This window comes from Sphingomonas sp. PP-CC-3A-396 (assembly GCF_004343105.1).
In the GTDB taxonomy this organism is placed as follows: Bacteria; Pseudomonadota; Alphaproteobacteria; order Sphingomonadales; family Sphingomonadaceae; genus Sphingomonas.
Genome location: NZ_SLYF01000001.1, coordinates 41,778 through 62,249 on the forward strand (window position 1 = coordinate 41,778; position 20,472 = coordinate 62,249).

General features: G+C 66.8%; 18 protein-coding genes. 14 read left to right on the forward strand and 4 right to left on the reverse strand.

The window, feature by feature from the left end:
• Positions 1-43 precede the first annotated feature (43 nt).
• The 3 genes from C8J40_RS00215 to C8J40_RS00225 are packed head-to-tail and all read left to right on the forward strand — an operon-like array spanning position 44 to position 2,384.
• The gene (locus tag C8J40_RS00215; protein WP_132895303.1) at positions 44-622 is read left to right on the forward strand and encodes a DUF1285 domain-containing protein; all 579 of its coding nucleotides are present in this window, start codon (positions 44-46) and stop codon (positions 620-622) included.
• Complete coding sequence (locus C8J40_RS00220) at positions 619-1,215, forward strand: CoA pyrophosphatase (protein ID WP_132735565.1); 597 nt, start codon at positions 619-621, stop codon at positions 1,213-1,215. The genes C8J40_RS00215 and C8J40_RS00220 overlap by 4 nt, the downstream gene beginning before the upstream one ends.
• Positions 1,212-2,384 carry a CCA tRNA nucleotidyltransferase gene (locus C8J40_RS00225; protein WP_132895304.1) on the forward strand — a complete coding sequence of 391 codons (1,173 nt, stop codon included), beginning with the start codon at positions 1,212-1,214 and terminating at the stop codon, positions 2,382-2,384. The genes C8J40_RS00220 and C8J40_RS00225 overlap by 4 nt, the downstream gene beginning before the upstream one ends.
• Before the next feature lie 492 nt (positions 2,385-2,876).
• Here the strand turns inward: C8J40_RS00225 and C8J40_RS00230 are convergent, their stop codons facing one another.
• The 3 genes from C8J40_RS00230 to C8J40_RS00240 all read right to left on the reverse strand — a co-directional run bounded on the left by C8J40_RS00230 (position 2,877) and on the right by C8J40_RS00240 (position 8,149).
• Positions 2,877-4,535 (reverse strand): bifunctional diguanylate cyclase/phosphodiesterase, encoded by a 1,659-nt coding sequence (locus C8J40_RS00230; RefSeq protein WP_132895305.1) that lies wholly within the window; start codon positions 4,533-4,535, stop codon positions 2,877-2,879.
• A gap of 107 nt (positions 4,536-4,642) precedes the next feature.
• Positions 4,643-6,895 (reverse strand): DNA topoisomerase IV subunit A, encoded by a 2,253-nt coding sequence (gene parC / locus C8J40_RS00235; RefSeq protein ID WP_132895306.1) that lies wholly within the window; start codon positions 6,893-6,895, stop codon positions 4,643-4,645.
• A gap of 33 nt (positions 6,896-6,928) precedes the next feature.
• The gene (locus tag C8J40_RS00240; protein WP_132895307.1) at positions 6,929-8,149 is read right to left on the reverse strand and encodes a glycosyltransferase; all 1,221 of its coding nucleotides are present in this window, start codon (positions 8,147-8,149) and stop codon (positions 6,929-6,931) included.
• Between the two features lie 142 nt (positions 8,150-8,291).
• Between C8J40_RS00240 and C8J40_RS00245 the strand changes: the two genes are divergently transcribed.
• From C8J40_RS00245 to C8J40_RS00270, 6 genes are read left to right on the forward strand one after another with little or no spacing between them, the layout of a single operon-like run.
• Positions 8,292-9,206, forward strand: coding sequence for an alpha/beta hydrolase (locus C8J40_RS00245; RefSeq protein ID WP_243693145.1), 915 nt, complete (start codon positions 8,292-8,294; stop codon positions 9,204-9,206).
• Positions 9,203-10,417, forward strand: coding sequence for a kynureninase (gene kynU, locus C8J40_RS00250; RefSeq protein ID WP_132895308.1), 1,215 nt, complete (start codon positions 9,203-9,205; stop codon positions 10,415-10,417). Before C8J40_RS00245 ends, kynU begins: the two co-directional genes overlap by 4 nt.
• Before the next feature lie 52 nt (positions 10,418-10,469).
• Positions 10,470-12,515: an NAD(+) synthase gene (locus C8J40_RS00255; RefSeq protein ID WP_132895309.1), complete on the forward strand. Its 2,046-nt coding sequence runs from the start codon at positions 10,470-10,472 to the stop codon at positions 12,513-12,515.
• A gap of 54 nt (positions 12,516-12,569) precedes the next feature.
• Positions 12,570-13,430, forward strand: coding sequence for a CDP-alcohol phosphatidyltransferase family protein (locus C8J40_RS00260; protein WP_132895310.1), 861 nt, complete (start codon positions 12,570-12,572; stop codon positions 13,428-13,430).
• Between the two features lie 15 nt (positions 13,431-13,445).
• Positions 13,446-14,537: an inositol-3-phosphate synthase gene (locus C8J40_RS00265; RefSeq protein WP_132735585.1), complete on the forward strand. Its 1,092-nt coding sequence runs from the start codon at positions 13,446-13,448 to the stop codon at positions 14,535-14,537.
• 1 nt (position 14,538) lies between these two features.
• Positions 14,539-15,270: an NTP transferase domain-containing protein gene (locus tag C8J40_RS00270; RefSeq protein WP_132895311.1), complete on the forward strand. Its 732-nt coding sequence runs from the start codon at positions 14,539-14,541 to the stop codon at positions 15,268-15,270.
• Between the two features lie 313 nt (positions 15,271-15,583).
• Here the strand turns inward: C8J40_RS00270 and C8J40_RS00275 are convergent, their stop codons facing one another.
• The gene (locus C8J40_RS00275) at positions 15,584-16,225 is read right to left on the reverse strand and encodes a peptidylprolyl isomerase (RefSeq protein WP_132895312.1); all 642 of its coding nucleotides are present in this window, start codon (positions 16,223-16,225) and stop codon (positions 15,584-15,586) included.
• Positions 16,226-16,351: 126 nt separating this feature from the next.
• Here C8J40_RS00275 and C8J40_RS00280 point away from each other — a divergent pair, with 126 nt between their 5' ends.
• From C8J40_RS00280 to C8J40_RS00300, 5 genes are read left to right on the forward strand one after another with little or no spacing between them, the layout of a single operon-like run.
• Complete coding sequence (locus tag C8J40_RS00280; protein WP_132895313.1) at positions 16,352-17,257, forward strand: alpha-L-glutamate ligase; 906 nt, start codon at positions 16,352-16,354, stop codon at positions 17,255-17,257.
• Positions 17,257-18,273 (forward strand): LLM class flavin-dependent oxidoreductase, encoded by a 1,017-nt coding sequence (locus C8J40_RS00285; RefSeq protein ID WP_132895314.1) that lies wholly within the window; start codon positions 17,257-17,259, stop codon positions 18,271-18,273. The genes C8J40_RS00280 and C8J40_RS00285 overlap by 1 nt, the downstream gene beginning before the upstream one ends.
• Positions 18,270-19,004, forward strand: a complete 735-nt coding sequence (locus C8J40_RS00290; RefSeq protein WP_132895315.1) for an ATP-binding cassette domain-containing protein — start codon at positions 18,270-18,272, stop codon at positions 19,002-19,004. The genes C8J40_RS00285 and C8J40_RS00290 overlap by 4 nt, the downstream gene beginning before the upstream one ends.
• Positions 19,001-19,663, forward strand: coding sequence for a methionine ABC transporter permease (locus C8J40_RS00295; RefSeq protein ID WP_132895316.1), 663 nt, complete (start codon positions 19,001-19,003; stop codon positions 19,661-19,663). The genes C8J40_RS00290 and C8J40_RS00295 overlap by 4 nt, the downstream gene beginning before the upstream one ends.
• Positions 19,664-19,671: 8 nt before the next feature.
• On the forward strand, positions 19,672-20,466 hold the full coding sequence (locus tag C8J40_RS00300) for a MetQ/NlpA family ABC transporter substrate-binding protein (protein WP_132895317.1): 795 nt from the start codon (positions 19,672-19,674) through the stop codon (positions 20,464-20,466).
• Positions 20,467-20,472 lie beyond the last annotated feature (6 nt).

Genomic DNA, 20,472 nt, shown 5'->3' on the forward strand with positions numbered 1-20,472 from the left:
GGCGCCGCTTTACCTCGGCCCCCTGCCCGCCTAGTCCGCCGCCATGCCCATGGATCCCATTCCCGATATCGCCTCGCTCAGCCTCGCCGAGATCGCCAAGCTCGTCGAAGAGGCCAAATTGCCGCCAGTCGAGAAATGGAACCCGACGCACTGCGGCGACAGCGAGATGCGGATCGCGCGTGACGGCACCTGGTATCATCAGGGCTCGCCGATCGGGCGTCCGGCGATGGTCCGGCTGTTCTCGACGATCCTGCGTCGTGAGGCCGATGGCAGCCACGTCCTCGTCACCCCGGTCGAAAAGCTCGATATCGAGGTCGAGGACGCGCCGTTCATCGCGGTCGAAATGAAGGCCGAGGGCAGCGGTCGGGACTCGAAGCTCGCCTTCCGGCTCAACACCGGCGACCTCGTCACCGCAGGCCCCGAGCATCCGTTGCGCTTCGTCGAGGATACAGCCGATGGCGATGGCGGCCCGCGACCCTACCTCGCCGTCCGCGGTGGGATGGAGGCGCTGGTGGTCCGCTCGGTCTATTACGACCTCGCCGAGCGCGCGATCGCCGATGGGGAAACGCCCGCCGGTCTGTGGAGCGATGGCGCGTTCTTTCCGCTGGAGCCCGCCGCATGAGCCTGACGGAACGGTTGGCGGCGGCACTGGCCAAGGGCGCCGGATCGCACATGATCCTGCTCACCGGCGACCAGCATGACGGCGATCTCACCGCCGCCGACACGCTGCTCCCCGCGGCGGTGCTGATCGCGGTCACCGATCGCGCCGATCCCGGCGTGATCCTGACGCAGCGCACCGACACGATGAGCCGCCATCCCGGCCAGATCGCATTCCCCGGCGGCCGGATCGATCCCGGCGAGGACGTCGTCACCGCCGCGCTGCGCGAGGCGGAGGAGGAAATCGCACTCCCCCGCGACAGGGTGCAGGTGATCGGCGAGGCCGACAGCTACCGCACCGTCACCGGCTTCCAGGTAACGCCCGTCATCGGCATCATCCCGCCGGACCTGATCTTCACGCCGAGCGAGGCGGAGGTCGCCAGCGTCTTCGAAGTCCCGCTCGCGTTCCTTCTCGACGAGGCGAACCATGTCGAGGCGACGCTCGAATGGCAGGGCCATGACCGGCATTATTACGAGATCATGTGGAACGAGCGCCGCATCTGGGGTGCGACCGCGGCGATGATCGTCAACCTCGCCCGCCGCCTGAGGTGGTCTTGATCCTCCCGTCCGCGCCGTGGCGCGACCGTGACGGCCTTGCAGCACTGACCAAGGTTCTGGGTGCGGCAGAGGGCGAGTCGCGCTTCGTCGGCGGCGCCGTGCGCGATACGCTGCTCGGGATCGACGTCGCCGATGTCGACATCGCCACCCGCCTGCCCCCGCAGGAGGTGATCGAGCGTCTCCAGGACGCGCGGATCAAGGCGGTCCCGACCGGACTCGCGCACGGTACGATCACCGCGGTCACCGCCGCCGGGCCGGTCGAGGTGACGACGCTGCGCCGCGACGTCTCGACCGACGGTCGCCACGCGATCATAGCCTATACCGACGACTGGCGCGAAGACGCGGCGCGGCGCGACTTCACGATGAACGCGCTCTACGCCGATCCCGCGACCGGCGAGATCTTCGATTATTTCGGCGGGCTCGACGATCTCGCGGCACGACGCGTGCGCTTCATCGGCGACCCGTTGCAGCGGATCGCCGAGGATCACCTCCGCATCCTCCGCTTCTTCCGGTTCCACGCGCGCTTCGGCACCATGATCGACAAAGCCGGGCTCGACGCCTGCACCGCGCGCGCCAACGACCTGATGGCGCTCTCCCGCGAACGGATAGCGAGCGAAGTGCTCAAACTGCTGGTCGCCGCCAATGCCGTGCCGGTGGTCGCGCTGATGGTAGAGCGCGGCATTTTCCGCGCCGTCCTCCCCGAGATCGACGCCGCCGGAGCCGAACGTCTCGCCCTCCTAGCCGACCGCGAAGCCGCGGCCGGCATCGCCCCCGACCCGATCCGCCGCCTCGCCATGACGATCGCGCCCGCCGCGGCCGAAGCCGTCGGCGCGCGGCTAAAGCTATCGAACACCGACCGCAAACGCCTGATCGCCGCCACCGCCGGCCCCGGCGAGGAGGGCCCCCAGGCGCTCGCCTATCGCGCAGGCACGGCCGGCGCGATCGATCGACTACTGATCGCGGGCGACGACGTGGCCACGATCAAGGACTGGACACCACCCGCATTCCCGTTCTCGGGCGGTGCCCTGGTCGAACGCGGCCTCCGCAAAGGCCCGGATGTCGCGGCGATGCTGCGCAAGGTCGAGACACAGTGGATCGTCGAAGGCTTCCCCGACGCGACACGGGTCGCCGTGATCGCCGACGGAATGGTGGCAGCGGCGCTGAACTAGCGCGGCAGACCTGCCGGATCCGCAATCCCCCTCTGGCGGGGGAGGATCGTCGGGGTGTGGATCAAGTATCCTGCCCGCTTCACCGCAGCGCCCCGCCCGTCCCCTCAGTTCTGCCCATCCCGTCAGACCCCCGCGCCGCCGGACTCGCCCGCCTCGTCGGACTCGCCCGACCCGTGGGACTCGCCTGCCCCTTCGGACTCGCCCGCCCCTCGACCGTCACCCCAGCGAAAGCTGGGGTATCCCGGTTGGCGCGTGCTGGACGCTCCACGAGGAGATCCCAGCTTTCGCTGGGATGACGGGCGCGGTTGGGATGTCTTGCTGTCGGGACGGTGGACTGTCGGGACGGCAGGTGCTGCTCGGACGGTGAGCTGTCGGGACGACGGTAGCCGTTGAAACGACGGTAGCGGTTGGACTAGAGCGCGCCACGGGCATGACAGTGGCAGCTGCGTTGGCGGCGCTCAGAACAAAGCCGATCGATGCGCACCCCCAACTCTACGGCGCAATCATCGCAAACGCCGCATCCGCCTCAAGCGGCTTCGCATAGAAATATCCCTGCCCAAACGTGCACCCCAGCGCCGCCAGCGTCTGCGCGAGTTCGTTGGTCTCGATCCCCTCGGCGGTCGTCTTCATCCCGAGCGCCTGCGCCAAGCTCAGGATCGCGCGGACAATCGACACCTTGTCGCGGTCCGCGAGCATCCCCGTCACGAAGCTGCGGTCGATCTTCAGCACATCGATCGGCAGTTTCTGGAGATAGGCGAGGTTCGAGTACCCCGTCCCGAAATCGTCCATCGCCAGCGTCGTACCGAGCGCCTTCAGCGCATGCATCGTCCCCGCGATCCGGTCGGGATCGGACACGATCGCGCTTTCCGTCAGTTCCAGCGTGAACCGGTCACCGGTCAGGCCGGTCGAGTCCAACGCAGCGCTCAGGACCGGAGCAATGTCGTCGCGCTGCAGCTGGATTGCGGACAGGTTGACCGCGACCTTGACGCCGCAATGACCCCCGAAGCGTTCGTCCCAGCGCGCCAAGGTCTGCGCCGCCTCGTCGATCGCCCAGCGTCCGAGCGGAACGATCAACCCCGATTCCTCGGCCACCGGAATGAAATCCGTCGGACAATGCACGTGGCCGTCGAGGTCAGTCCAGCGTGCCAGCGCCTCGAACGATACGATCCGCCCGGTCGCGAGATCGCAGATCGGTTGATACGCCAGCCGCAACTCGCGGTTCGCGATGGCACGCCGCAGCGCGGTCTCCATGCTGAACTGCGCGCGTGCGATCGCAAGGTCCTGCGGCAGGTAACTTTCGGCGCGGCCGCTGGCCTTGGCGCGTTTCACGGCGAACTGCGCGTGACGGATCAGTTCCGCGACGTCCTCGGCTTCGTCGGCGCCATAGGCGATCCCGACCGAGCATTCGACGCTGATCTCGTAATCGGTCAGGCGGAATGGTGCCGTCAGCGTGCGCTGAATCCGCTCGGCCAGCGCATGGGCCTCGCCACGATTGCCGTCGAGCGCCATCAGGATACCGAACTGGTCGCCGCCGATCCGTGCCAGCGTATCGCCTGCGCGGAGCGCGCCCTTGATCCGCCGCGCCACGGTGATCAGCAATTCGTCGCCCGCCAACGAACCGAGGCACGAATTCAACCGCCCGAACCGGTCGATATCGATCGCGAGGACGGCGTTGGCGCTACGATCCTCGCCCGCCTCGATCAGGTCCTCGAACCCTTCGCGGTTGGGCAGCCCGGTCAGGCTATCGGTGGTCATTTCGCGCCGGAGGCTGCGCTCGGTCTGAACCTGCGACGTCTGGTCGACGAAGCTGATCGTACAACGGTCGCGGAATGCGGCGAACGAACGGGCGATCGTCACGCGGTAATAGCGACAGTCGATTGCGTCGCCGAGCACCCATTCGAAATCCGTCCGGATCAGCTGGGATTCGAGAAAGGCGACGATACGCGGCGCAAGATCGACGATCATCGGCGACCGTTCCGCCACGACACCGAGGCCCGCGAGCCGGTACGCACGATTCATTGCGAACAGCTCGAACTGGCCTCCGGTCAGCACGAGATGCGCCGCGGGAATTGGGATGAGTTCAAGCGCCCGTGCGACCAGGTCGGTCGCAACAATGTTCTGCGCTATCGCTTCCGGGGCCATCGATGCCATGCCCCTGCCTAGCCGACCTTCGTTAAGACGTCCTGAAGGAACCGAATAGACCGGTTATCTGTCAGTTTTAGCCAATCGCACGATTTTACAGCGCGCTATGCGCTGGATCAGCCAAAACGATTGTCGCGAGGGAAGCCCGTCGGCGGCATTCTTCCCGCCGCACCGCGCGCTGCACGCCACGGCCCCAAGTCCGATTCGGTTCTTTGCCGCCCGCTCCCGCCGCCCATCGCCCAGCTCAAACCCTCGGCGAAGGTGAAGGTGATCGCATCCGCCAGCCCCCCATCGCGGTAGCGCTGCAACTGGAGCCCCTGCCCGCGCGTCATCTCGACCAGTTCGGCGAGCGGGAACACCAGCATCTTCCGGTTATCGCCGATCGCCGCGACGTAATCGTCGGTCGGCCCGATCGGCCGGACGATCTTCAACTGCGCGCCCGGCCGCGGCGTCATCACCGTCTTGCCCTTGCGCGTCTCGGCAATCACGTCCGCGCTGCTCACCGAGAAGCCACGCCCATCGGTCGCGACGATCAGCAGTTTCGGATGCCTGCTCGCGGGCAGCAGCGCGACGATCCCGACGCTGCCGTCGAGGTCGATCATCGCCCGCACCGGCTCGCCAAACCCGCGCCCACCCGGCAGCTTGTCCGCCGCCAGCGTGTAGAACCGCCCGTTCTCGGCCGCGAGCAGCAACTTGTCCGTCGTCTGCGCATGGAACGCGAACGCCGGGCCGTCGCCCTCCTTGAACTTCAGCGCCTCCGGGCTGGCGAGATCGTTGTGCCCACGCATCGCCCGGATCCAGCCGCGTTGCGACAGGATCACGGTGATCGGCTCGCGCTCGATCATCGCCTCGAGCGGAATGTCGCGCGTCGGTGCGGCCTCCTCGATCGTCGTGCGCCGCTTGCCGAGCACCGTCTCCAATCCATAGCGATCGCGGATCTTCGCCATGTCGCGCTTCATCCGCGCGCGCTGTTTCTTCGGATCGGCGAGCAACGCGGCCAGCGTCGCCTGCTCCTTGTCGAGCTTGTCGCGCTCGGTCTTGATCTCGAACTCTTCGAGCCGCCGCAAGCTGCGCAGCCGCATGTTGAGGATCGCCTCGGCCTGGCGATCGGTCAGCGCGAACTCGGTGATCATCACCTTCTTCGGCTCGTCCTCGGTGCGGATGATCTCGATCACGCGGTCGAGATTGAGATACGCGATCAGATAGCCGTCGAGCAGCTCGACCCGGTCGGCAATCTTGCTCAGCCGGTGCTCGGTCCGCCGGCGCAATACCACGAACTGGTGATCGACCCACGCCGCCAGCGCCTCGCGCAAGCTCATCACCCGCGGCGTGCGATCCTTGTCGAGCACGTTGAGATTGAGGCTGATTCGCGTCTCGAGGTCGGTCAGCCGGAACAGCCCGTCCATCAGGATCTGCGGATCGACCGTGCGGCTCCGCGGTTCGAGCACGATGCGGATTTCGGTATCCGATTCGTCGCGCACGTCGGCGAGGATCGGCAGGCGCTTGGCGTTGATCAGCTCGGCGATCTGCTCGATCAGCTTGCCCTTCTGCACGCCGTACGGGATCTCGGTGACGATCAGCTGCCAGCCGCCGCCCTTCTCGCGCTCGGTCTCCCAGCGCGCGCGGACGCGGAACCCGCCCCGGCCGGTCGCATAGGATTCGCGGATCACGGCCGGTGGATCGACCACGAGACCACCGGTCGGGAAGTCCGGCCCCTTCACATGCTCCAGGATCGCCGCGTCGTCTGCATCCGGCCGGTCGATCAGCACGATCGCCGCCTCCAGCAACTCGGCGGCGTTGTGCGGCGGAATGCTCGTCGCCATCCCGACCGCGATCCCACTCGCGCCGTTCGCCAGCAGGTTCGGGAACAGCCCCGGGAACAGCTCGGGCTCGTGGTCTTCGCCATTATAGGTCGGGCGATACGCGACCGCGTCCTCGTCCAGCCCATCCATCAGGTCGATCGCGACCTGCGTCAGCCGTGCCTCGGTATAGCGGTAGGCAGCCGCGTTATCGCCGTCGATATTGCCGAAATTGCCCTGCCCGTCGACCAACGGATACCGCATCGCGAACGACTGCGCCAAGCGCACCATCGCGTCGTAGACCGACTGGTCGCCATGCGGATGGTATTTGCCGATCACGTCGCCGACGACCCGCGCGCACTTCTTGTAGCCCTGCGCCGGATCGAGTTTCAGCAGCCGCATCGCCCACAGCAGCCGCCGATGCACCGGCTTCATCCCATCGCGGACGTCGGGCAGCGACCGCGCCGTGATCGTCGACAACGCATAGACCAGATACCGCTCGCTGAGCGCGCTATCGAAGGGGGCGTCGACGATGCTGTCGAAGGGGTCTTTGAAATCACTGCTGGCCATTGCACGCATCGATAGCAGCCGCGCGCGTAACGATCAAAGCATCCCGCGCGTCATCGTCACCTTTTGTTCTCGTCGTGCCTTGGGGACATGCCCGGCAACCGCCGCGGCAAGCAGCGCACGATGCTGCCGCCCGGTTTCGCGCCAGTCGTAGCGCTCGCCGTAAGTCCGCGTCGCGCCCCGATCGGGCAGGTCGGCGAGCAACCGCGCGATCCCCTCGGCGATCGCCGCATCCGATCGATCCGCGGTCAGCACGCCAGCCTCTGGCACGCGCACCACCTCGGGCGAACCCCATACCGGCGTCGCCACCAAAGGCGTTCCGCAGGCGAGTGACTCGAGCAGCACGTTGGCGATTCCCTCGCGGTCGGAGCAGCTCGCGGTCAGATCCGCCGCGCCGTACAGGTCGGGCAATCGATGCTGGTCGACATGGCCGAGGAAATCCACGCGTCCCGCAACGCCGAGCTTGGCCGCCAGCGCGCGCAACGCCCCCTCGCGCGGCCCGTCGCCGGCGATCATCAATCGCACGTCGGGCAAAGTCGCGATCGCGCGGATCGCGAAGTCATGCCCCTTGCGATCGATCAGGTGACCCACCGACAACACCGTCGGCGCCGTGATCCCCATCCGCCGTCGCAAGGCCACGCGGTCGGCAGGCGGCGAGAACAGCACGAGATCGACGCCGTGCTCGACCACGCAGACCTTATCGGGCGATGCGCCGATCGCGATCAGTTCGTCGCGCAACGCCGCCGCCACCGCAGTCGTCGCGCTGGCCCGATCGATCGCCGCCAGGATCATAGCCCGCTCGGCGCCATACTGCGCGATCTGGCTGACATCCGACCCGAGCGCGCTCATCACGAACGGCCGATCGAACTTCCGCGCAAGCAGGCTCGCCGCGACGCCGTCCGGATAGAGATAATAGGAATCGATCACGTCGAAATCGAACTCATGGCGGATCCGCGCGATATGCCGGTACAGCGCCGCCGCCATCAGCCACGGCGCGGCGATCATGCCGATCTTCGGCACCACCGGATAGCGCGGGTAGGTCACGGTTACGCCGCGGCGCACCGCGGCATGCGGCGCGTTCGCGAACTCGGCATAGCGCCCGAACCGGGGATCGGCGCTCGGGAACCACGGCACGGGCGCGACCACGCGAACCTCGTCGCCGGGCCGGGCGACATGACCGACACGGTGCTCGATGAAGATCCCGTGACGCCGCTGCACGGCATTCGGGTACAGGCTCGACAACACCAGGATCTTCAAGGCGCACCCCCGTGCTCGATCCGCGTGGCCGCAGATCACTTCTACATCTTCTCTACGCCGACTTTCGCCCGGTTCGGGGCAAAATTTACGACGCGGCGTCTACGGACGGGACAGGTCGATGACGGTCGGCTAGCGTCGCCGGATGCGCCTATTCCTCGCCACTGCCTTGCTGCTACCATTGGCCACGATGCCGATGCCCGCCGCCGCCGACCTGCTTACCTGGTCCGTGCTCACCGCCCGCCCCAAGCCGACGCCCGACGCGACGATCGCCTATGGAACCGACCAGATGCAGAAGGTCGACGTCTGGCTCCCTAAGGGAAAGACCGGTGGCAAAGGCCCCTTGCCCGTGGTCGTGATGGTCCATGGCGGCTGCTGGACGACCAGCATCGCCGATCGCAGCCTGATGAACTGGGTCGCCGACGACCTGCGCAAGGCGGGCGTCGCGGTGTGGAACATCGACTATCGCGGCGTCGACCGGAGTGGCGGCGGCTATCCCGGCACGTTCCAGGACGCTGCGAAAGCCGCCGACCAACTCACCGTAAACGCGAAGACGTTCAATCTCGACACACGCCGCGTCGTCGCGATCGGCCATTCCGCCGGCGGTCACCTCGCGCTCTGGCTCGCCGCCCGCCCGCGGATTGCAAAGACGAGCGCGCTCTACAGCGCGCATCCGCTCCGCATCGACCATGTCATCAGCCTCGGCGGTCTCCCCGATCTCGAAGCCACCGCGGCGAACCCCGAAAACGGCTGCGGCACCGAGGTCGTGACCCAGCTCGTCGGCACGTCGACGCCGCAGCACCCCGACATCTATGCCGACACGTCGGTCCCGCGCCTGCTCCCGCTCGGCGTAAAGCAGGACCTGATCAACGGCCGCGAGGACCGGATCATCCCCTTCGTCATGGCCACCGACTATGTCGCCAAGGCGACCGCGGCCGGCGATACCGCCACGCTGCACACGATCCCCGCGACCGGCCATGTCGAACTGATCGCCCCCGAAACGCCCGCCTGGGCAGAAGCAAAGTGTCTGATCCTTACCGACCTGGGAATGACCAAGTGACCCTCGAAGACGCCCGCGCGCTCGACGCGACCGACCCGCTCGCCGCCTACCGCGACAGGTTCGCGCTTCCCGACGGCGTGATCTACCTTGACGGCAACTCGCTCGGCGCGCTGCCCAAGGCGACCCCCGCCACGCTCGCCGATGTCGCTACCCGCCAATGGGGCGACCGCCTCATCCGCAGTTGGAACGAAGGCTGGATCGACGCGCCGCAGCGGATCGGCGCCAAGATCGCCCCGCTGATCGGCGCCGCTACGGACGAGGTGATCATCGGCGACACCACCTCGACGCATCTGTTCAAGGCGCTAATCGCCGCATTGCGCAGCAACCCGGGGCGCCACACCGTCGTCAGCGAAGCCGGCAACTTCCCGACCGACCTCCACATCGCCGAGGGCGCGGTCGCCTGCGTCCCCGGCGCGCACCTCAAGGTGGTTGCGCGCGAAGATCTCGCCGCCGCGCTCGACGACGACACCGCGGTGCTGCTGCTGACGCACGTCCACTACAAGACCAGCGACCGCTTCGACATGCGCGAGTGGACCGCCCGCGCGCACGATACCGGCGCGCTCATGCTCTGGGACCTGAGCCACAGCGTCGGCGCCGTCCCGATCGACCTGACCACCGCGAACGCCGATCTCGCGGTTGGCTGCACGTACAAATACCTCAACGGCGGCCCCGGTGCGCCGGCGTTCCTCTTCGTCGCCAAACGTTGGCAGGATTCGCTCGCCAGCCCGCTCTCCGGCTGGATGGGCCATGCCGCGCCGTTCGCGTTCGAGGATGCCTACCGCCCCGCGCCCGGCATGAAGCGCTGGCTCGCCGGCACCCCGGCGATGCTCTCGACCGCCGCGCTGGAAACCGCACTCGACCTCTGGGCCGACATCGACCAGCACGCCGTCGCCGCCAAGAGCGCACAGCTCTTCGCCATCCTCGCCGCCGCCGGCGACGCGTTGGGCCTCGACTGCGTCAGCCCCCGAGCCCCCGCCAGCCGCGGCAGCCACATCAGCTTCCGCCACCCGGAAGCCTATGCACTGACGCAGGCGCTCATCGCGCGCGGGGTGATCGGCGACTTCCGCGATCCCGACATCCTCCGCCTCGGCCTGACGCCCTTGTATCTCAGCCACGAAGACGTCTGGCGCGCTGGCGACATCCTGAGGGACATCCTCGAAACCGAAGCCTGGCGCGATCCGGCCTTTGCCGAACGCCTCGCGGTGACGTGAGCGCCTCGGCAAGCAGGTAGCGCGCGCGGCCGTGCACTTGTATCGGTGCGGCATGACGCACCCATTCTACGCGATCCACAGCCATGGCCTGATCCGGGTCGCCGCCGCCACACCGCGCGCGTCGGTAGGGGATACCGCCGCGAATGCCGAGGCCACGATCGCCTTGGCACGCGAGGCGGACGCGAAGGGCGTCGACCTCGTCGTGTTCCCCGAACTGAACCTCACCTCCTATGCGATCGACGACCTGCATCTCCAGACCGCGCAGCAGCGCGCGACGCTGACGGCGATCGCCACCGTGGTCGAGGCGAGCGCGACCTTGCGGCCGGTGTTGCTGGTGGGGGCGGCGCTGGTGCGCAACGGGCGGCTGTATAACTGCGCGCTGGCGATCGCGCACGGGCGCGTGCTGGGCGTGGTGCCAAAGACGTTCCTGCCCAACTACCGCGAATTCTATGAGAAGCGCTGGTTCGCGAGCGGCGCCGGCCTGACCGGGCTGACGATCGACCTCGACGGTGCCGAGGTACCGTTCGGCACCGACCTGATCTTCGCCGCGCGCGACCTGCCCGGCTTCGTGGTCCATGCCGAGATCTGCGAGGATTACTGGGCCCCTACCCCGCCCTCGACCGCGGGCGCGCTCGCAGGGGCGCTGATCTGCTGCAACCTATCGGCATCGAATATCGTCATCGGCAAGGCACGCGAGCGGGCGATGCTGGCGGCGTCGCAATCCGCGCGCGCGGCGTGTGCCTATATCTATTCCGCCGCGGGACCGGGCGAGAGCACGACCGAAGTCGCATGGGACGGCCAAGGCCTGATCCACGAACTCGGGGAGCAGATCGCCGAGTCTGAGCGGTTTTCGACTGAACCCGAACTGGTGATCGCCGACATCGACTGCGAACGCATCACGCAGGAGCGTCTGCGCAACGGCACGTTCAACGATGCGGCGATATTCGCCGGCAACCCCGAAACGCGCTTCCGACGGATCGCGTTCGATCACGCGCCGGTGCTGACCGACGGCGGTCTCGAGCGCGCAATCCGCCGTTTCCCATTCGTCCCGAACGCCTCCGCGCGGCGCGACGACGATTGCTACGAGGCGTTCAACATCCAGGTGGAGGCGCTGTCGAAGCGGCTGGTCTCCGCGCATGCCGAGACGATCGTCATCGGCGTCTCCGGCGGGCTCGACTCGACGCACGCGCTGATCGTCGCGGCCAAGGCGATGGACCGGCTCGGCCGCCCGCGGGCCAACATCCTCGGTTTCACGATGCCCGGTTTTGCGACCGGCGAAGGGACCAAGGCGAACGCCTGGGCTCTGATGCACGCACTGGGCATCACCGCCGAAGAGATCGACATCAAGCCCGCCGCCCGCCGCATGCTGGAGGATATCGGCCACCCGTTCAGCGAAGGCGAACCCGTCTACGACATCACCTTCGAGAACGTGCAGGCCGGGCTGCGCACCGATTACCTGTTCCGTCTCGCCAACCAGCGCCGCGGGATCGTGCTCGGCACCGGCGACCTCAGCGAGATGGCGCTTGGCTGGTGCACCTACGGCGTCGGCGACCAGATGAGCCATTACGCGGTCAACAGCGGCGTGCCGAAGACGCTGATCCAGTTCCTGATCCGCTGGTGTATCCGCACCGACCAGTATGACGCGGCGACCGATGCGATCCTGTCGACGATCCTTGCGCAGGAGATTTCGCCCGAGCTCGTGCCGGCAGGCGCGGACGGCGCGTTGCAGAGCACCGAGTCGATGATCGGGCCGTACGCGCTCAACGACTTCTTCGCGCATTACGTGATCCGCCACGGCCTCGCCCCCTCGAAGATCGCGTTTCTGGCGTGGCACGCATGGCGCGACGCGAGCGTCGGCGCGTGGCCGGAGGACCTGCCCGCCGATGCGCGCATCGCCTACGACCTGCCGACGATCCGGAAATGGCTGGAAAAATTCCTGTTCCGGTTCTTCACGACCAGCCAGTTCAAGCGGTCGGCGATGCCCAACGGCCCGAAGGTCTCGGCGGGCGGCGCCTTGTCGCCGCGCGGCGATTGGCGGGCGCCGTCGGACGGGATCGCGACGGCGTGGATCGAAGAATTGCGGTCAAGCGTTCCATAGGGTTAGCTGCGCTACCTTGCATAAACCGCCCGCGCGGCGCATTATGAAAATCCTATGACAGTGGCTCCACCGGATGGATCGCGCGATCGCCGGATCGAGATCCCATCTAACCTTTGGCTGATACACCCGGCAGGCCGTGCGCTTTTGCCGCTCGCGTTGGCGCGTGGAATTTCCGCGAATGCGGTGTCGGTCATGGGGCTCTGTCTCGGCGGAGCTGCCGCGCTCGCCTATACCCAATGGGGCAATTGGGCGCTGGCGCTGGTCGGTCTCGTGCTGTCGATCGGCTGGCTTATCGCCGACGGACTCGACGGCATGGTCGCGCGCGCGACCAAGACCGCGAGCCCGCTCGGCAGGATGCTCGACGGATTGTGCGATCACGGCGTCTTCGCACTGATCTACATCTCGCTCGCGCTGACGATCGACACGCCCGAAGCCTGGATCCTCGCCTTCGCCGCCGGTGGCGCGCACGCGGTGCAGTCGAGCATGTACGAGGGCGAGCGCTCGCGCTTCCATCGCCGGATCAAGGGCGTCGCGCTCGAAGCGCCCCCCGTCCCGACCGGCAACGCGCTCGTCCGCTTCTATGACGGGGTCGCGAGCAGCATCGACCGGATCGCCATGCCGTTCGAACGGACGCTCGGCCAATCGAGCGATCCGGTCGCACTCGGTGCGCTGTACGGGGCTCGCGCCGTCGCCCCTTTGCGCTTCATGGCCTTGCTTACCGCGAATGTCCGGGTATGGGCGATCTTCGTCGCCTGCTTCGCGGGCAACCCACGCATCTTCTGGTGGTTCGAGATCGTCCCTCTGACGCTCGTGGCCATCGTCGGGCTCGTCTGGCACCGTCGTGTCGAGCGGGCTTTCGTTCGTAATACTTCTGCAACGCGACCAAAGACCGCGTCGCGCATGCATCTTTCGTAAGGAACAGGGTCAGTAATGAATAGCATTCGGATCGCCGTGGTCGGCATCGGCAACTGCGCGAGCTCGCTCGTGCAAGGCCTCGAGCATTACCGTGAGGGCGCCAACGACCAGGTCGGCCTGATGCATTTCGACATGGGTGGCTACAAGCCGAGCGACATCAAGGTCGTCGCGGCCTGGGACGTCGATCGCCGCAAGGTGGGCAAGGACGTCGCCGAGGCGATCTTCGCCAAGCCCAACTGCACCGCGGTGTTCGCACCGAACGTGAGCAACACCGGCACGATCGTGAAGATGGGCAAGAAGCTGGACGGCGTTGCCGACCACATGGCCGACTTCAAGGACGACCGCACGTTCCTCGTTTCGGACGCCGCCGAGCCGACCCGTGAAGAGGTCATCGCCGAGCTGAAGGCATCGGGCGCCGACGTGCTCATGAACTATCTGCCGGTCGGTTCGCAGGAAGCCACCGAATTCTACGCCGAATGCGCGATCGAAGCAGGCGTTGCGTTCGTCAACAACATCCCCGTCTTCATCGCCTCGAACCCGGTCTGGGCGAAGAAGTTCGAAGACGCCGGCGTCGCGATCATCGGCGACGACATCAAGGCGCAGCTTGGCGCGACGATCGTCCACCGCGTGCTGACGGACCTGTTCGCCAAGCGGGGCGTGAAGCTGGATCGCACCTACCAGCTCAACACCGGCGGCAACACCGACTTCCTCAACATGTCGAACCATCGCCGGCTCGAGTCGAAGAAGATCTCGAAGACCGAAGCCGTCCAGTCGGTTGCGGCCGAGCGCATGGACGACGACAACGTCCATATCGGTCCGTCGGACTATGTCCCCTGGCAGAACGACAACAAGGTCTGCTTCCTGCGCATGGAAGGCCAGCTGTTCGGCGGCGTGCCGATGAACATCGAGCTGCGTCTCTCGGTCGAGGACAGCCCCAACTCGGCGGGTGTCGCGATCGACATGATCCGTTGCGCTAAGATTGCCAAGGATCGCGGCATCGCCGGCGTGATCGACCCTGCCTCGGCCTATTTCTGCAAGCACCCGCGCACGCAGATGACCGACGATCTCGCACAGATCGAAGTCGAGCGGTTCATCAAGGCTGCCTGACATGATCGAGACGCCCCGGATTCAAACGGCGATCATCCTCGCCGCCGGGGAAGGCAGCCGCCTTCGCACCTCCGCCCCGTACAAGCCGCTATGCGCGGTTGCGGGGCGGCCGTTGATCACCCACGCGCTTGAGGGGCTGGCCGAGGCCGGCTTTGCGCGGGCGATCGTGACGGTGAGCTACGGGCGTGAGGCGATCGAAGCGTATTTAGCGAGCCGGCGCTGGCCGCTGAAGGTCGAGACAGTCCTCGCCGACCACCGCGAACCCAATGGCGTCTCGGTCCTCGCGGCACGCGACGCGCTGGCGGGCAGCGAAGCGATTCTCGCAATGTGCGACCACCTCGTCAGCCCCGAACTCTACGCCCGCATGGCGAAAGCCGGCGCTGGCGGTGGTCTTCGCCTCGGCATCGACCGGCGCCTCGGCCATGACTGGGTCGACCCCGAGGACGTCACCTGCGTCGCGACCGAAGGCGACCGCATCGTCGCGATCGGCAAGGGCCTCGAACCCCACGACTGCTACGACACCGGCGTCTTCGCGATCGGCCCTGCGCTGTCGGATGCGCTGGCAACGCTCGCCAGCCCGTCTTTGACCGAAGGCGTCCGCCTGCTGGCCGCGCAAGGCCTAGCCCGGATCGTCGATTGCAGCGACATCGACTGGATCGACGTCGACGACGCCCCTGCTCTGGCGAAAGCCGAAGCATGGATGGCGACGAAAGCGGACGCCGTCGCCGCCTAACGCAGTCGAGTTCGCGTTCGAGAACTCCCTGTTACCAACTACACTTCTGTTCCTTGTTCCCTCGCGAACGCCGGGGCCCAGGAGCCACAGGCACCGCCCTATATTTAGCTGGGCCCCCGCGTCCGCGGGAGAACGGCTAGGCGGCGCTCTGTGTCTCGGTCCAACCGCCCCAGCCCCACCACCCCGGCGAAGGCCGGGGCCCAGTTGGGGGACGGCGATAACGACGCACAGTCCGCCGTTACTGCAACCTTTCCAACTGGGCCCCGGCCTTCGCCGGGGTGGCGGCGTTGATGAGGTGACGTAAAGTCCTCCCCTACTTCGCCCGCCGAACCGTCAAAATCTTAACCGGCGCGGCAATCATCTGCCCCTTCATCACCCCGACCCCAGCAGTCGCCGAAATCGGCGCAGCAAGGATGCGTTTCACCACGTCCATCCCCTCGACGACATGCCCGAACGCCGCATACCCCGCGACGTCCCCACTCCCCGTCGGGTTCGCATCCAACGCTAGCACCGGCCCGACGGTAATGAAGAAATCCGCCGTCGCCGTACCCGGCGCCAACCGCGCCAGCGAGATCGTCCCGTCGACATGCGACAGCCCGGTCTTGCTGGTCGGCTCGTGCGCCACCGGCTTCAAGATGCGCTTGGGATCGTTCTGCGGCCCGCCCTGGATCAGCCCGGTCCCCTGCCCCAGATTCATCGCGCGATAGAACGTCACCCCATCGAGCCGCTTCTGGTCGACATAACGTAGGAAGTTCGCGGTCGTCAGCGGCGCGCGCTCTTTCTCGAGCGCCAGCGTGATCGGCCCCTCGCTGGTCGTCATCACGATCGAGACGGTCGCCGCCGGCACCGCCTCGGCCGGAACAGGCGTGGCCGGTGCGGCTGGAACGACGGTTTGCGCCGAGCCGGAAACGGCACAGAGAAGGACGAGCGAAGCGCCAAGCGTTTTCAAGATCATGACCAAGGCTACCGCGGCAAACGCGCCCTGTCAGCCGAGAACGTCAGCCGGGAACGATGCGAAATTGCGCGTGCCAAACTATTGCTTGGGTTTGCACGCCCGCGCGCAATGCGTATCCGGAGAGCGATGACCGATCTCGCCATTCTCTACGAGCACCCGCTCTGGTTCGAACCGCTGTTCGCCGCCCTCGACCGCCGCGGCGTCGCGTTCACCCGCGCCAAACCCGACGGCTTCTGGAACCCTGCCGACCAGAGCGCCCCCGCCCCCGTCGTCTTCAACCGCATCGCGATGTCGAGCTTCCTGCGCGACGACGAGCATCCGATCTTCGACACGATGGCGATGCTCGATCACTGGCGCCGCACCGGCGCGCGCGTGATCAACGGCACCGACGTCCTCGCGATCGATGCGTCGAAGGCGCGGCAATTGTCGCTGATCGCCTCGCTCGGCCTCGCGATCCCCGAGACACGCGTGGTCCACCGCGCCGCCGACGTCGTCCCCGCCGCGCAGACGCTCCGCTTCCCGCTGGTCGTGAAGGCGAACATAGGCGGATCGGGCGCCGGCATAATCCGCTTCGACAGCCGCGAAGAGTTGCGCACCGCCGTAGCCGACGCCGGCCTCCCAAGCAGCGTCGACGGCGTCCTACTGGTCCAGGAATACGTCCCCGTCCGCGACGGCGCGATCACCCGGATCGAGACGCTCGACCGCAAATTCCTCTACGCGATCGACGTCGCGGGCGGCGGCGCATTCGATCTCTGCCCCGCAGATGCGTGTGTCGTCCCCGGCTCGGGCATCAAAATGGCCGCGGTCGAGCCCTCGCAGACCTTGAAGGACGCCGCCGAGGCGATCGCCCGCGCGGTCGATCTCGACGTCGGCGGAGTCGAGGTGATGATCGACGACCGCGACGGCGTCGCCCGCTTCTACGACATCAACGCGCTATCGAACTTCGTGGCCAAGCCCTTGGATGTACTCGGCTGGGATCCGCACGACCGCCTCGTCGATTACCTGATCGAACAGATCGAGAAGGCCCGCTGATGCGCTATGGTTACTGGACTCCCGTCTTCGGCGGCTGGCTCCGCAACGTCCCCGACGAGGGCATGGAGGCGAGTTGGGCGTACACCAAGGCGCTGACGCAGAATGCCGAGCGCTGGGGCTATGACCTAACGCTGATCGCCGAGCTGAACCTCAACGATATCAAGGGCATCGAACAGCCTGCGCTCGACGCATGGTCGACCGCGGCGGCGCTGGCGGCGGTGACCGACAGTATCGAGCTGATGGTCGCGGTCCGCCCGAACTTCCACCACCCCGCGCTGTTCGCCAAGGCGGCGGCGAACATCGACCGCATTTCGGGCGGTCGCCTCGCGCTCAACGTCGTGTCGTCCTGGTGGGCGGACGAGGCCAAGCAATACGGCCTCCAGTTCGACCAGCACGACGATCGCTACGCGCGTACCGCCGAGTGGCTGACCGTCGTCGACGGGCTGTGGACGCAGGAGCGGTTCGACTTCGCGGGCCAGTTCTACACCACGCAGCAGGCGATCTGCTCGCCCAAACCCGTCAAGCGCCCGACTGTCTACGCGGGCGGCGAGAGCGAGAAGGCCAAGGCGATGATCGCCGCGCAGTGCGACGCGTACGTCATGCACGGCGACCCGGCAGATGCGATCGCACCGAAGATCGCCGACATGGCCGCGCGACGCGAGGCGGCTGGCGGCGCGCCGATGCAATACGGCATGGCCGCCTACGCGATCGTCCGCGACAGCGAGGCCGAGGCGAAGCGCGAGCTGGAGCGCATCACCAGCGTGACCGAACTCCCCTCGGGCTATGCGAATTTCGACCAGTGGCTGTCGGGCACGCAGCTCGAACGCGAGATGAAGATCCAGGAATACTCCGTCTCCAACCGTGGCCTGCGCCCCAATCTGGTCGGCACGCCGGAGCAGTTGAAGGAGCGCGTGGAAGAGTACGAGGCGGCCGGTCTCGACCTGCTGCTGCTCCAGATGAGCCCGCAGGCCGAGGAAATGGAGCGGTTCGCCGCGCAGGTCATGGGCACCGCATGATCCGCCTAACTGACGTCGTTAAAACCTACCCGGCAAGCGGAGCGGCTGCCCTCGACGGCGTGTCGATGGAGATCCCGGCGCGCGGCGTGTTCGGTGTCATCGGCCAGTCCGGCGCAGGCAAGTCGACGCTGATCCGCCTGATCAATGCGCTCGAACGCCCGACTTCGGGCCGGGTCGAAGTCGATGGTGTCGACGTAGCCGCGTTGTCGGCAGCGGACCTGCGCGCGCTGCGCCGCCGGATCGGCATGATCTTCCAGAACTTCGGACTGCTCTCGTCGCGCACGGTCGCGGCAAACGTCGCGTTCCCGCTCGTGCTCGCGGGCGTATCCAAAGCCGAACGCGAGACGAAAGTCGCCGCGTTGCTCGACCGCGTAGGCCTCGCCGATCACGCCGCCAAATACCCTGCCCAACTCTCCGGCGGCCAGAAGCAGCGCGTCGGCATAGCCCGCGCGCTCGCCACCGACCCCGACATCCTGCTCTGCGACGAAGCGACCAGCGCGCTGGATCCCGAAACCACCCGCTCGGTCCTGACCCTTCTCCGAGAGCTGAACCGAGACCTCGGCCTGACGATCGTCCTGATCACGCACGAAATGGACGTCGTCCGCTACGTCTGCGACCGCGTCGCCGTCCTCGAACGCGGCCGCATCGTCGAGACCGGAGACGTCACCGACATCTTCGCCAACGCCACCCACCCGGCAACGCAGCGTATGCTGGCGGCGCTGGCGGCATGAGCTTCTTCGCCAACATCGATTGGTCCGACATCAATCAGGCGTGCCTCGACACGCTGATCATGCTCGGCGGGTCGCTGATCCTCACGATCGCGTTCGGCCTGCCGCTCGGCGTTCTGCTCTACCTCACCGGCCAAGGCCGCCTGTCGCAGAACCGCGTCGCCAACGTCGTGCTCGGCGTCATCGTCAACATCCTGCGCTCTGTCCCGTTCATCATCCTGCTGATCGTGATGATCCCGCTTACCGTCATGCTGGTCGGCACATCGCTAGGCGTCGCCGGCGCAATCCCGCCGCTCGTCGTCGGCGCGGCGCCCTTCTATGCGCGTCTCGTCGAAGGCTCGCTCAAGGAAGTCGACCGCACCACGATCGAGGCGGTGCAGGCGATGGGCGCCACCACGCGCCAGATCGTCACCGGCGCGCTGATCCCGGAGGCGCTCCCCGGGCTGATCGCCGGCGCGACCGTCACCGCGGTCGCGCTCGTATCGTTCACCGCGATGGCGGGCGTGGTCGGCGCGGGCGGTCTCGGCGATCTCGCGATCCGGTTCGGCTATCAGCGCTTCCAGACCGACGTCATGGTTGTCACCGTCGTGCTGCTGGTCGTGCTCGTCCAGATCATCCAATATGCCGGCGACGCGCTCGCCCGCCACTTTACCCGCCGCTAGGAATTCGCATGAACCGTCGCACCCTGCTCGCCTCGTTCTCGCTGCTCGCGCTCGCCGCCTGCGGTGGTGCCAAGACCAACGACGGCAAGACGCTGACGATCGCCGCAACCGCGGTGCCGCACGCCGAAATCCTGGAATCGATCAAGCCTCGCCTCGCCAAGGAAGGCGTCGACCTCCAGATCCGTGTCTTCAACGACTACGTCCAGCCCAATCTCCAAGTCGAGCAGAAGCAGATCGACGTGAGTTACTTCGAGACCAAGCCGTATCTCGACCAGTTCAACGCCTCGCGCGGCACGCATCTGGTGACCTACGCCGGCGTCCATGTCGAACCGCTCGGCGCCTATTCGCGCAAGTGGAAGTCGATCGCGCAGATCCCCAATGGCGCCACCGTCGCGATCCCGAACGAGCCGAGCAACGGCGGCCGCGCGCTGTTGCTGCTCCAGAAGGCCGGGCTGATCACGCTCCGGAACCCGACCAACCCGCTGTCGAGCCTCAACGACATCGCCACCAACCCGCGCAACCTGCAGTTTAAGGAACTGGAAGGCGCCACCCTGCCCCGTACGCTAGGCGAGGTCGATTTGGCGCTGATCAACACCAATTACGCGCTCGACGCGAAGCTCAACCCGGTCCGCGACGCGCTCGCGATCGAGGACAAGAACAGCCCCTACGTCAATTTCGTCGTCGGCCTTCCCGGCGGCGAGAAGGACCCGCGCGTCGTGAAACTGATCGCCGCACTGCGTAGCCCGGCGACCAAGACCTTCATCGAGCAGCATTATCGGGGTGCGGTGCTCCCGGCGTTCTGATACCGG